Origin of the sequence: Pseudomonas tremae, from assembly GCF_023278125.1 — a bacterium.
GTDB classification, from domain to species: Bacteria; Pseudomonadota; Gammaproteobacteria; order Pseudomonadales; family Pseudomonadaceae; genus Aquipseudomonas; species Aquipseudomonas tremae.
On sequence record NZ_CP066270.1, the window covers coordinates 1,659,619 to 1,671,866 of the forward strand.

A 12,248-nucleotide genomic window follows, 5' to 3' on the forward strand; every position below is an offset into this window, starting at 1 on the left:
CGAAACCTTATAAGGAGATACCCAGTGATCGACACTTTCGAGAGAACAGGTCCGCTCATGGAAGCCAGCAGCTACCCGGCCTGGGCGCAGCAGCTGATCAAGGATTGCAGTGCTGCCAAGGCGCGGGTCGTCGAACACGAGTTGTATCAGCAGATGCGTGACGCAAGACTGAACCCGCTGATCATGCGCCATTACCTGATTGGTGGCTGGCCCGTCGTGGAGCAGTTTGCGGTGTACATGGCCAAAAACCTGACCAAGACCCGCTTCGGCCGTCATCCTGGCGAAGACATGGCGCGTCGCTGGCTTATGCGCAACATTCGAGTCGAACTCAACCACGCTGATTACTGGGTCAACTGGTGCGCATCTCACGATGTGACGCTTGAGGATCTTCATGATCAGCACGTAGCCCCGGAGCTGCACGCGCTGAGCCACTGGTGCTGGCAGACCAGTTCCTCGGATTCTCTGGCAGTAGCGATGGCTGCCACCAACTACGCCATCGAAGGTGCAACGGGGGAGTGGTCGGCGGTGGTCTGTTCGTCAGGTGCCTACGCTGAAGCGTTCCCTGAAGAGACCCGCAAGAAAGCCATGAAATGGCTCAAAATGCATGCACAGTACGACGATGCGCATCCTTGGGAAGCGCTTGAGATTATTTGTACGCTGGTGGGTAACAAACCGAGTCAACAGTTGCAGGCCGAGCTGCGTCAGGCCGTTACCAAAAGCTACGATTACATGCACTTGTTCCTGGAGCGCTGCATGCAGCTCGACAAGATCAAGTCTGCGCGCGGACGGGTCGCCGCACTGGAAGCGTAGGGAGGAGGAAGGCGGGAGAGGTCGCGACGCTAGCTGGCCATCGCAAGGCGGTTTCGGCCTTGACGCTTTGCAACATAAAGAGCGTTGTCGGCCCGGCGCAGCAGGCTGTCGGCCGTTTCCGTTGACAGCAGCGTCGAACAGCCGAGACTGACAGTCATGTTCAGCGTCGGATCAAGCTCCTGAAACTCGAGGTCTCGTACCGCCTGGCGTAATCGTTCACCGATCAGTTCAGCTGAATCGGAGTCGGTGTTCGACAGAATCACCACAAATTCTTCCCCGCCATAGCGGAACACGCGGTCAATATTCCGCAACTGCGTCTTCAGACTGTGCGCTACGGTTTTCAGCACGTCATCACCCGTGTGATGGCCGTATTCATCATTCACTTTCTTGAAGTGATCAATGTCCAGCATGAGCAGCGACAGCGGCTGCTTGTGGCGACGAGAAACCTCTATTTCCCGGGCAAGGCTCTGGTCCATTGCGATACGGTTGCCGGTATCGGTCAGCGAGTCACGAAGTGCGCTCTGAGTGGCGATGCGGTACAGCAATGCATTGAGCAGCGGGTACAGCAGGCAGACCAGCAAGGACTCGAGGTCGCTCAATTGCCGGGTGTCAAAGGGCTTGGCACACTGGAACTCCAGTTCGCCGATGAATTTACCTTCATGACGCAAGTGAAAACTCGCACTGTTGGATGACACCTCGCCCAGCCGCAGGTGCAGGTCACTTTCGACGTGTCTATAGATCAGACCGCTTAATGGCAGGAACCGCTGCACGCCCTGAAAGAACAGGGTTAATATCCGCTCTGCCTCCAGACTGGTCTGCAGTTGGCGCCCAAGCTGGTAAATCAGCTCGGGCAGTGACGGGGGTGGGAGTACGGCGTCAGGTCGATTTCGAAAGCCAAGTCTCTGCAATTCAGCCGTATCGAAATCGATTGCATGGGTCTGGGTAGGAAAATTCATCTCTTCGCTCCTCAGCACATATTGCTGGCTTGGCTGGGTTAGAGGGGACGTGTCGCGATTCGGTTCATTTTTGCCTAGACATATTGAAATCAGTGGTTTAGCTGACGTCAGCTCTCTGACAGTGACGAATTTTCGGCAATTCCTTGGCTTTAAGAAGCGCAAAAAGCGGCGCTTGTGACAGTTTTTTGTCACAAGCACACGGGGGCGTGTCAGTTTATTGAGCGTTCAGGGCTTGTCCGTTGACGCCCTTGCTGTCCGGCCCCATGAGGTACAGGTAGACCGGCATGATGTCCTCGGGCGCAGGGTTGTCCAGAGGGTTTTCGGAGGGGTAGGCCTGTGCTCGCATGCCGGTGCGAGTGGCACCCGGGTTGATGCTGTTGGCGCGTATGGCGGCCACGCCATCGAGCTCGTCAGCGAGGGTTTGCATCAGCCCTTCGGTAGCGAATTTCGACACGCTGTAGGCGCCCCAGTTTGCACGTCCCTTGCGGCCGACGCTGCTGGATGTGAACGCGATAGAGGCATCTTCCGAGAGTTCGAGCAGCGGCAGCATCGCCTGGGTCAGCATGAACGTGGCATTCACATTGATGTGCATGACCTGCGCGAATTCCTCGGCGGATATCTGTTCCAGCGGGGTGCGCGGACCAATAATCGATGCGTTGTGCAGCAAACCGTCGAGACGACCGAACTCGGTCTCGATCATGCCTGCCAGTTCCTGGTAGTGGCCCGGGCCGGCGATTTCGAGGTCGAACGGTATGACTACCGGTCGTGGCTGGCCTGCCGCCTCGATCTGGTCGTACACCTCGGACAGGCTGCTCTCGGTTCTGCCCAGCAGCAGGACGGTTGCGCCGTGTGCGGCATAGCTTCTGGCAGCCGCTGCGCCAATCCCGCGACCGGCTCCGGTAACCAGAACGATCCGGCCTTTGAGCAGGTCCGGGCGCGCGGAGTAATCAAACATGAATGGCCTCTTTCATTAATAATGGCGGGTTCAGCAACTGCACACGGCGTTATCCAGCACCTTGCGCAATTCTAGCGGATGGTCGACCACCACATCGGCGCCCCAGTGGTCGGGGTTGTCGTCGGGGTGGATGTAGCCGTAGCGAACAGCAGCAGTCTTGGTGCCCGCGTCCCGCCCTGATTCGATATCGCGCAGGTCATCGCCTACGAACAACACGCTGGCTGGGTCCAGATCGAGCATCTTGCAAGCCAGGATCATTGGCTCTGGGTGCGGTTTGCTGTGCGTGACGTGATCGGGGCAGATCAGTACCGCCGAGCGCTCCGAGAGCTTGAGCTGATCCATGATTGGCTGCGCAAATCGCACCGGTTTGTTGGTCACCACGCCCCAGATCAGACCGGCTTTCTCGATATCGGCCAGCAACTCGGGCATGCCGTCGAAAAGCTTGCTGTGGGTGGCGCAGTCACGCTGGTAGCGTTCCAGAAACTCCACACGCAATGCCTCGAACTCCGGTGCATCGGCAGACATTGCGAAGGCGGCGGCGACCATTGCTTTGGCGCCCCCGGAGACGACGTCGCGGATCAGTTTGTCCGGCACGCCGGGAAGGTCGCGTTCCGCCAGCATCGCCTGAGCAATGGCGATGAAGTCGGGCGCGGTGTCGAGCAGGGTGCCATCCATGTCGAATAAAACTGCTCTCAAGCGCATGTCTTATGCCTCCCGCAGGGTATGGATCATGTAGTTGACGTCAACGTCGGAGGCAAGTTTGTAATGCTTGGTCAGCGGGTTATAGGTCAGGCCGGTGATGTCCTTGACCTGCAGGCCTGCATCGCGGCTCCAGGCGCCCAGCTCGGAAGGGCGGATGAATTTCTTGAAGTCATGAGTGCCGCGCGGCAGCAGGCCGAGAATGTATTCGGCACCGATCACGGCAAACAGGTAGGCCTTGGGATTACGGTTGATGGTCGAGAAAAACACCTGGCCGCCGGGCTTGACCATGCGGTAGCAGGCTCGAATCACCGAGGAAGGGTCCGGGACGTGCTCGAGCATTTCCAGGCAGGTCACCACATCGAACTGCTCGGGCATTTCTTCGGCCATGTCTTCGGCAGTGATCTGCCGATACTCGACGCTGACACCGGATTCGAGCTGATGCAACTGCGCCACTGCCAGTGGCGCTTCGCCCATGTCGATACCGGTGACGGTTGCGCCGCGCAGTGCCATCGCCTCGCTCAGAATGCCGCCGCCGCAACCGACGTCCAAAACCTTCTTGCCGGCCAGACTGGCGCGCTCGTCGATCCAGTTGACGCGCAAGGGGTTGATGTCATGCAGCGGCTTGAATTCGCTTTCGCGGTCCCACCAGCGATGGGCCAGGGCCTCGAATTTGGCGATTTCTGCGCGGTCGACGTTGCTCATGGGTGTCCCTCTTGAACTCAAAATTCGTTTTCATCAGTCTGGTATAGATGAACCAGACTGGCATGTGTTCGGTCCGGATCGAATTATTCGACTTTGCCGGAAATACGCTGGCCCCAGGCAATGGCAGTGTCGCGCAGTGCATGCTCATCCATGCGGGTCAGGTGGCCATCGTCGAGCAACTGTTTGCCTGCCACCCAGACGTGGCTCACACAGTCGCGTCCCGTGGCATATATAAGCTGAGACACCGGATCATAGATCGGTTGCTGGGCCAGTCTGGACAAGTCGAAAGCGACCATGTCCGCAGCCTTGCCAAGTTCCAGCGAGCCGGTTTCGTCCTGCAAGCCCAGCGCGCGGGCACCATTGAGGGTTGCCATGCGCAATGCCCGGTGGGCATCCAGAGCTGTGGCCGAACCGGCGACCGCCTTGGCGAGCAGGGCGGCAGTGCGCGTTTCGCCGAGCAGATCGAGGTCATTGTTGCTGGCCGCGCCGTCGGTGCCCACTGCAACGTTCACACCCGCCTGCCATAGTCGCTCGACCGGGCAAAAACCGCTGGCCAGCTTGAGGTTGGACTCGGGGCAATGGATAACGCTGGAATTGCTTTCCACCAGCAGTTCGAGGTCTTCATCGCTGATTTGCGTCATGTGTACGGCCTGAAACCGCGGGCCGAGCATGCCCAGGCGATTGAGCCGGGCAAGGGGGCGTTCCTGATGTTGCTCGACGGCCTGTTCGACTTCAAAGGCGGTTTCGTGGACATGCATCTGGATCATGGCATCGAGTTCGTCGGCGATGACCCGGATCTTTTCCAGGTTTTCATCGCCCACGGTATAGGGCGCGTGCGGGCCAAAGGCAATTTTGATACGCGGGTGGTGTGCCAGGTCGTTGAACAGTTCGATGCCGTTGTGCAGTGCTTCATCGGTGGTCCGTGCGCCCGGAATCGGAAAGTCCAGTACCGGCACGGTGATTTGCGCGCGCATACCGCTGAGGTGGACGCGTTCGGCAGCCACTTTGGGGTAGAAATACATGTCCGAGAAACAGGTGATGCCGCCCTTGAGCTGCTCGGCGATGGCCAGATCGGTGCCGTCGCGCACGAAATCTTCATCGACCCACTTGCCTTCGGCAGGCCAGATGTGGTCCTGCAGCCAGGTCATCAGCGGCAGATCGTCGGCCAGGCCGCGAAACAGTGTCATTGCTGCGTGGCCATGGGCGTTGATCAGGCCGGGGCTGAGCAGCATGCCAGGTAGCTCTTGCACCTGCAGGGCATCGTGGCGCAGTGCCTCGGCCCGTGGGCCGATATAGACGATGAGGCCGTCGTAGATGCCGATACCGTGGTCCTTGAGCACTACGCCCGCAGGCTCGACCGGCACCAGCCAGGTGGGCAGGAGCAGCAGGTCGAGCGGTGGCGTGGCGTTCGGCATGAGAAGGTTTCCAAAGCTTATTACGTTGATGTCGAAGTATACCCGAGCGTCTTCGCGGACTGCTCGCTATAATCAGCGGCTTTTGATGCTGGGTTTCGGATGTTCAAGATGGAGTTGGCGATGCGCGATCGACTGTTGGCTGCAGAGAAGGTAAAGGCCATCGATTGGCGAGACAACGCGTTGTACCTGCTTGACCAGCGGGTGCTGCCTTTCGAGGAGGTCTGGCACCGCTACACCACTGCCGCCGGGGTCGCCGAGGCGATTCGCACGATGGTGGTCAGGGGTGCGCCTGCTATCGGCATCAGTGCCGCCTATGGCGCGGTGCTGGGCGCTCGTGCCCGTATAGAAGAGGGCGGCGACTGGTATCCGGCGCTGGAAGAGGACCTGCAGTTGCTGGCCGATTCGCGACCGACCGCAGTGAACCTGTTCTGGGCATTGAACCGTATGCGTGACCGGTTGATGCGGGTCAAGAACGGCGACAACCCGCTGGCGGCGCTGGAGGCCGAGGCCGTGGCCATTCACCTGAGCGACCGCGAAGCCAATCTGACCATGGCGCAGCTGGGCGCCGATCTGATTCGCCGGCACCAAGGCAATCTCCAGACAGTGCTGACCCACTGCAATACCGGGGCGCTGGCCACGGGCGGTTTCGGCACCGCGCTGGGCGTGATTCGCGCCGCGCACCTTGAAGGCATGATCGAGCGGGTCTACGCCGGTGAAACCCGGCCCTGGCTGCAGGGTTCGCGGCTTACCGCATGGGAACTGGCCAACGAAGGCGTCCCGGTGACCCTCAATGCCGACTCTGCCGCCGCCCACCTGATGCGCACCAAAGGCATTACCTGGGTGATCGTCGGCGCCGACCGCATCACGGCCAATGGCGATGTGGCGAACAAGATCGGCACGTATCAGCTGGCGGTCGCTGCCATGCATCACGGCGTGCGCTTCATGGTCGTGGCGCCGAGTTCGACCATCGATATGGATATGGCCAGCGGCGACGACATCATCATCGAAGAGCGTGATGGTCGTGAGCTGCTTGAGGTAGGTGGGCAGCGGGTCGGCGCTGACGTAGAGGCCTTCAATCCGGTGTTCGATGTGACGCCGGCAGACCTCATCGACGCCATCGTGACCGAAAAAGGCATTGTCGAGCGTCCCGACACTGCACGCATGGCGCAATTGATGAGCCGCAAACACCTTCATTGATCCCTGGGCTCCACGCCTCGCCGCTTGCGCAAAGCGGCTGCGCGAGCCTGTAAGCGTCTCTCAGGCGTCTTGTGGGCTGGTGGCTCGCTTTCAGGGCCTGCAAAGGATGTGAGCGCCTCCGCGATTGTGGTAACATCCGGCGGTTTCCGGGGACACTGACAATGGTCGTCCACGCTGCGTAGATTCATGGCATAACTCGTTGATTTGTCGTAAGTCGCTGCCTGCAAATGCTGGCAGCGGCGAGCTTTGTAAATCCCGAATGGATTTATGAGGTTTCACCAGAAAAAGGAATCAGGCTTCTCATGGGCGAACTGGCCAAAGAAATCCTCCCGGTCAATATCGAAGACGAGCTGAAGCAGTCCTACCTCGACTACGCAATGAGCGTAATTGTGGGTCGGGCACTGCCCGATGCGCGCGACGGCTTGAAGCCCGTGCACCGGCGCGTGTTGTTCGCAATGAGCGAGCTGGGTAACGACTGGAACAAGCCGTACAAGAAATCCGCCCGTGTGGTTGGTGACGTGATCGGTAAATATCACCCGCACGGCGACACGGCTGTGTACGACACCATCGTTCGTATGGCTCAGCCATTCTCGCTGCGCTACCTGCTGGTAGACGGCCAGGGCAACTTCGGTTCGGTCGACGGCGACAACGCTGCGGCCATGCGATACACCGAAGTGCGCATGACCAAGCTGGCTCACGAGCTGCTGGCCGACCTGCACAAGGAAACTGTGGACTGGGTGCCGAACTACGACGGCACCGAAATGATCCCCGCGGTCATGCCGACCCGTATTCCCAACCTGCTGGTCAACGGTTCCAGCGGTATCGCCGTGGGCATGGCGACCAACATCCCGCCGCACAACCTCGGTGAAGTCATCGACGGTTGTCTGGCACTGATCGACAACCCCGAGTTGACGATCGACGAACTGATGCAATACATCCCCGGCCCGGACTTCCCGACCGCAGCGATCATCAATGGTCGCGCCGGCATCATCGAAGCCTATCGTACCGGCCGTGGACGCATTTACATGCGTGCCCGCTCCATCGTCGAAGACATTGACAAGGTGGGCGGTCGCCAGCAGATCGTCATCACCGAGCTGCCTTACCAGTTGAACAAGGCGCGGCTGATCGAAAAGATCGCCGAACTGGTCAAGGAAAAGAAACTCGAAGGCATCACCGAACTGCGCGATGAGTCCGACAAGGACGGCATGCGCGTGGTCATCGAGCTGCGCCGTGGCGAAGTGCCTGAGGTCATTCTCAATAACCTCTACGCCCAGACCCAGCTGCAAAGCGTCTTCGGTATCAACATCGTTGCGCTGATCGACGGTCGCCCGCGCATCCTTAACCTCAAGGATCTGCTGGAAGCGTTCGTTCGCCACCGCCGTGAAGTGGTCACCCGCCGTACCGTCTTCGAACTGCGCAAGGCGCGTGAGCGTGGCCATATCCTTGAAGGTCAGGCCGTGGCGCTGTCCAACATCGACCCGGTCATCGCGCTGATCAAGGCCTCGCCGACACCTGCCGAAGCCAAGGAAGCGCTGATCAAGACGCCATGGGAATCGAGCGCCGTGGTCGAAATGGTCGAGCGTGCCGGTGCCGACTCATGCCGTCCTGAAAACCTCGATCCGCAATACGGTCTGCGTGAAGGCAAGTATTTCCTTTCGCCGGAACAGGCTCAGGCCATCCTGGAGCTGCGTCTGCATCGTCTGACCGGTCTGGAGCACGAGAAGCTGCTGGGCGAATATCAGGAAATCCTGACTCAGATCGGCGAGCTGATCCGCATCCTGAACAGCGCCACGCGCCTCATGGAAGTGATCCGCGAAGAGCTCGAACTCATCCGTTCCGAGTACGGCGATGCCCGTCGCACCGAAATTCTCGATGCGCGTCTGGACCTGACCCTGGGTGATCTGATCACCGAAGAAGAGCGCGTTGTCACCATTTCTCACGGTGGCTACGCCAAGACCCAGCCATTGGCGGTCTATCAGGCCCAGCGTCGCGGTGGCAAGGGCAAGTCGGCTACCGGCATCAAGGATGAGGACTACATCGCTCACCTGCTGGTTGCCAACAGCCATACCACGTTGCTGATGTTCTCCAGCAAGGGCAAGGTTTACTGGCTCAAGACCTACGAGATCCCGGAAGCCTCGCGCGCTGCACGTGGTCGCCCGCTGGTCAACCTGTTGCCATTGAGCGACGGTGAGTACATCACCACCATGCTGCCGGTCGATCTCGAAGCCATGCGCAAGCGTGCCGACGAAGAAGGCGAAGCCCTCGAGGCCGAGCTGGACGACGCGGAAAACAGCAACGAAACCGAAGAAGAGCGCAAGGCCCGCATCAAGGCTGCCGACAAGAAGAAGGCTCCGTTCATCTTCATGTCCACGGCCAACGGCACGGTCAAGAAGACTCCGCTGGTGGCATTCAGCCGTCAGCGCAGCGTCGGTCTGATCGCCCTTGAGCTGGACGAAGGCGACATCCTGATTTCTGCTGCCATCACTGACGGCGAACAGGAAATCATGCTGTTCTCCGACGGCGGCAAGGTTACCCGCTTCAAGGAATCCGACGTTCGCGCCATGGGCCGTACGGCTCGCGGTGTGCGTGGCATGCGTCTGCCTGAAGGGCAGAAGCTGATTTCGATGCTGATCCCGGAAGAAGGCAGCCAGATCCTTACCGCTTCCGAGCGCGGCTACGGCAAGCGTACGGCCATCTCCGAGTTCCCCGAGTACAAGCGCGGCGGGCAGGGCGTTATCGCCATGGTCAGCAACGAGCGAAACGGCCGCCTGGTCGGCGCGGTTCAAGTGCTTGATGGCGAGGAAATCATGCTGATCTCTGACCAGGGCACACTGGTGCGTACCCGCGTCGGAGAAGTGTCCAGCCTGGGTCGTAACACTCAAGGCGTGACCCTGATCAAGCTGGCCAGCGACGAAAAACTGGTTGGCCTGGAGCGTGTTCAGGAACCATCGTTAGTCGAAGGCGAAGAGCTTGAGGGCGAAGAGGTTGTTGATGGTTTGGTTGCAGGTGTTATTGATGCGGACGTCGAGGATTCAGGTGAAGACCTGCAGGCCGACGCAGCAGCCGATGATGACGAACCTCAGAGCTGAGTTGTAACGTAAATCAGGTAAGGGCTGGCTCGTCTGTGATTGCATCTGCGTCACGGACAAGTCCAGCCCTTGCGGCATTCGGCCAGCCTGAACCGGATCAGAATTTTCGTAACGAGCTGCCGACCGCCATGGCGGCTGCCTGCTCGTGATGCAGCATCCAGAAACAAGCGCGTACAGACCCAACGTATTTGACGAGAGTGGATATGAGCAAGCGAGCCTTTAACTTCTGCGCAGGTCCTGCCGCGCTTCCTGAAGCTGTTCTGCTGCGTGCCCAGACGGAGCTCCTCGACTGGCACGGCAAAGGCTTGTCGGTCATGGAGATGAGCCACCGCAGCGACGAGTTTGTCTCCATTGCCACCAAGGCCGAGCAGGATTTTCGCGATCTGCTGTCCATTCCCTCCCATTACAAGGTGCTGTTCCTGCAAGGCGGCGCCAGCCAGCAGTTCGCGCAGATCCCGCTGAACCTGTTGCCTGAAGACGGCAAGGCCGATTACATCGACACCGGTATCTGGTCGCAGAAGGCTATTGATGAGGCGTCGCGTTACGGCGCAGTCAACGTCGCGGCCAGCGCCAAGGCTTACGATTACTTCGCCATCCCTGGCCAGAACGACTGGAAGCTGTCCCAGGACGCAGCCTACGTTCATTACGCGCCGAACGAAACCATCGGTGGCCTGCAATTCGACTGGATCCCGGAAGCCGGTGATGTGCCGCTGGTAGCCGACATGTCTTCGGACATTCTCTCGCGTCCGGTAGATATATCGCGTTTCGGCATGATCTACGCGGGTGCGCAGAAGAATATCGGCCCCAGTGGCATCGTGGTGGTGATCATTCGCGAGGACCTGCTGGGTCGCGCGCGTTCGCTGTGCCCGACCATGCTCAATTACAAGGTCGCTGCCGACAACGGCTCGATGTACAACACGCCGCCGACGCTGGCCTGGTATCTGTCGGGGCTGGTGTTTGAATGGCTGAAAGAGCAAGGCGGTGTGGAGGCAATCGGCAAGCTGAACGACATCAAGCAGCGCACGCTGTATGACTTCATCGATGCCAGCGGGCTGTACAGCAACCCCATTAACAAGCCTGACCGTTCGTGGATGAACGTCCCGTTCCGTCTGGCGGATGATCGTCTCGACAAGCCGTTTCTGGCCGGTGCCGATGCGAATGGCCTGCTCAACCTGAAGGGCCACCGTTCGGTCGGTGGCATGCGCGCTTCTATCTACAATGCGGTGGATCTCAATGCGGTCAATGCATTGGTGGCCTATATGAAAGACTTCGAGAAGGAGCACGGTTGATGTCCGAGCAAGAACTCAAGGCGCTTCGCGTCCGTATCGACAGCCTCGATGAAAAGGTTCTGGAGCTGATCAGTGAGCGGGCTCGCTGTGCACAGGAAGTGGCCAGGGTGAAAATGTCCTCGCTGGCTGAAGGCGAGGTGCCGGTTTTCTATCGTCCCGAGCGCGAAGCTGCGGTGCTCAGGTGGGTGATGGAGCGTAACCGCGGGCCGTTGAGCAACGAAGAGATGGCGCGTCTGTTCCGCGAGATCATGTCTTCCTGCCTGGCCCTTGAGCAGCCGCTCAAGGTCGCCTACCTCGGTCCGGAAGGCACGTTTACTCAGGCTGCCGCGATGAAGCACTTCGGTCATGCGGTTATCAGCCTGCCGATGGCCGCCATCGACGAAGTGTTTCGCGAGGTGGTCGCCGGTGCGGTGAATTTTGGCGTGGTCCCGGTGGAAAACTCCACCGAAGGCGCCGTCAACCACACGCTGGACAGCTTTCTCGAGCACGACATGGTGATCTGTGGCGAAGTCGAGCTGCGCATCCACCACCATTTGCTGGTGGGCGAAAGCACCAAGACGCAGAGCATCTCGCGTATCTATTCACATGCCCAGTCGCTGGCGCAGTGCCGTAAATGGCTGGATGCGCATTACCCGAATGTCGAGCGGGTTGCGGTGGCCAGCAATGCCGAGGCCGCCAAGCGGGTCAAGGGTGAGTGGAACTCTGCGGCAATTGCCGGCGATATGGCAGCAGGCCTTTATGGCCTGACGCGCCTTGCAGAAAAGATCGAAGACCGCCCGGACAACTCGACACGGTTCCTTATCATTGGTAATCAGGAAGTCCCGCCTACCGGCGATGACAAGACCTCGATCATTGTTTCGATGAGCAACAAGCCGGGCGCGCTGCATGAATTGCTGGTGCCGTTCCACGAGAGCGGGCTGGACCTCACGCGGATCGAAACCCGTCCGTCACGCAGTGGCAAGTGGACCTATGTGTTCTTCATCGACTTCGTCGGTCACCATCAGGATCCGCTGGTCAAGTCCGTGCTGGAAAAAATCAGTAGCGAAGCCGTGGCCTTGAAGGTGCTGGGTTCTTACCCTAAAGCGGTACTTTGAGGGGGCGGTACATGATCTGTCTGTTTTTTGCCTTGCCGG

At 59.4% G+C, this 12,248-nt stretch carries 10 protein-coding genes; 5 read left to right on the plus strand and 5 right to left on the minus strand.

Translation table 11 applies throughout. From position 1 onward, the window contains the following. Nucleotides 1–24 precede the first annotated feature (24 nt). A complete protein-coding gene (locus tag I9H09_RS07665) occupies nucleotides 25–810 on the plus strand; it encodes an iron-containing redox enzyme family protein (protein WP_024669886.1) in 786 nt (261 codons plus the stop codon). Nucleotides 811–839: 29 nt separating this feature from the next. Here I9H09_RS07665 and I9H09_RS07670 read toward each other — a convergent pair whose 3' ends face one another. From I9H09_RS07670 to I9H09_RS07690, 5 genes are all read right to left on the minus strand, one after another. Further along, nucleotides 840–1,766: a GGDEF domain-containing protein gene (locus I9H09_RS07670; RefSeq protein ID WP_005889734.1), complete on the minus strand. Its 927-nt coding sequence runs from the start codon at nucleotides 1,764–1,766 to the stop codon at nucleotides 840–842. Nucleotides 1,767–1,980: 214 nt separating this feature from the next. After that, nucleotides 1,981–2,721 carry a YciK family oxidoreductase gene (locus tag I9H09_RS07675; RefSeq protein ID WP_122323511.1) on the minus strand — a complete coding sequence of 247 codons (741 nt, stop codon included), beginning with the start codon at nucleotides 2,719–2,721 and terminating at the stop codon, nucleotides 1,981–1,983. Nucleotides 2,722–2,751: 30 nt separating this feature from the next. Further along, nucleotides 2,752–3,423, minus strand: a complete 672-nt coding sequence (gene mupP, locus I9H09_RS07680; RefSeq protein WP_122323510.1) for an N-acetylmuramic acid 6-phosphate phosphatase MupP — start codon at nucleotides 3,421–3,423, stop codon at nucleotides 2,752–2,754. 3 nt (nucleotides 3,424–3,426) lie between these two features. Then, the gene (gene ubiG / locus I9H09_RS07685; RefSeq protein ID WP_005889739.1) at nucleotides 3,427–4,125 is read right to left on the minus strand and encodes a bifunctional 2-polyprenyl-6-hydroxyphenol methylase/3-demethylubiquinol 3-O-methyltransferase UbiG; all 699 of its coding nucleotides are present in this window, start codon (nucleotides 4,123–4,125) and stop codon (nucleotides 3,427–3,429) included. A gap of 83 nt (nucleotides 4,126–4,208) precedes the next feature. Next, nucleotides 4,209–5,540, minus strand: coding sequence for a TRZ/ATZ family hydrolase (locus I9H09_RS07690; protein WP_053931396.1), 1,332 nt, complete (start codon nucleotides 5,538–5,540; stop codon nucleotides 4,209–4,211). A 120-nt stretch (nucleotides 5,541–5,660) separates the two neighbouring features. On the opposite strand from I9H09_RS07690, the gene mtnA reads away from it, so the two are divergent. The 4 genes from mtnA (at nucleotide 5,661) to pheA (ending at nucleotide 12,209) form a co-directional block, all read left to right on the plus strand. Next, nucleotides 5,661–6,737, plus strand: a complete 1,077-nt coding sequence (gene mtnA / locus I9H09_RS07695; RefSeq protein WP_053480516.1) for an S-methyl-5-thioribose-1-phosphate isomerase — start codon at nucleotides 5,661–5,663, stop codon at nucleotides 6,735–6,737. A 302-nt stretch (nucleotides 6,738–7,039) separates the two neighbouring features. Next, nucleotides 7,040–9,826: a DNA gyrase subunit A gene (gyrA, locus tag I9H09_RS07700; protein ID WP_122323509.1), complete on the plus strand. Its 2,787-nt coding sequence runs from the start codon at nucleotides 7,040–7,042 to the stop codon at nucleotides 9,824–9,826. Nucleotides 9,827–10,029: 203 nt separating this feature from the next. Continuing rightward, nucleotides 10,030–11,115, plus strand: coding sequence for a 3-phosphoserine/phosphohydroxythreonine transaminase (gene serC, locus I9H09_RS07705; protein WP_122323508.1), 1,086 nt, complete (start codon nucleotides 10,030–10,032; stop codon nucleotides 11,113–11,115). Further along, complete coding sequence (pheA, locus tag I9H09_RS07710; protein WP_122346594.1) at nucleotides 11,115–12,209, plus strand: prephenate dehydratase; 1,095 nt, start codon at nucleotides 11,115–11,117, stop codon at nucleotides 12,207–12,209. The genes serC and pheA overlap by 1 nt, the downstream gene beginning before the upstream one ends. Nucleotides 12,210–12,248: the final 39 nt, after the last annotated feature.

Bases quoted from the DNA above. Each gene is read 5' to 3' on its own strand.
- I9H09_RS07670 (WP_005889734.1), bottom strand. From the start codon at position 1,766: ATGAATTTTCCTACCCAGACCCATGCAATCGATTTCGATACGGCTGAA.
- ubiG (WP_005889739.1), bottom strand. From the start codon at position 4,125: ATGAGCAACGTCGACCGCGCAGAAATCGCCAAATTCGAGGCCCTGGCC.
- I9H09_RS07690 (WP_053931396.1), bottom strand. From the start codon at position 5,540: ATGCCGAACGCCACGCCACCGCTCGACCTGCTGCTCCTGCCCACCTGG.
- mupP (WP_122323510.1), bottom strand. From the start codon at position 3,423: ATGCGCTTGAGAGCAGTTTTATTCGACATGGATGGCACCCTGCTCGAC.
- gyrA (WP_122323509.1), top strand. From the start codon at position 7,040: ATGGGCGAACTGGCCAAAGAAATCCTCCCGGTCAATATCGAAGACGAG.
- pheA (WP_122346594.1), top strand. From the start codon at position 11,115: ATGTCCGAGCAAGAACTCAAGGCGCTTCGCGTCCGTATCGACAGCCTC.
- serC (WP_122323508.1), top strand. From the start codon at position 10,030: ATGAGCAAGCGAGCCTTTAACTTCTGCGCAGGTCCTGCCGCGCTTCCT.
- I9H09_RS07675 (WP_122323511.1), bottom strand. From the start codon at position 2,721: ATGTTTGATTACTCCGCGCGCCCGGACCTGCTCAAAGGCCGGATCGTT.
- mtnA (WP_053480516.1), top strand. From the start codon at position 5,661: ATGCGCGATCGACTGTTGGCTGCAGAGAAGGTAAAGGCCATCGATTGG.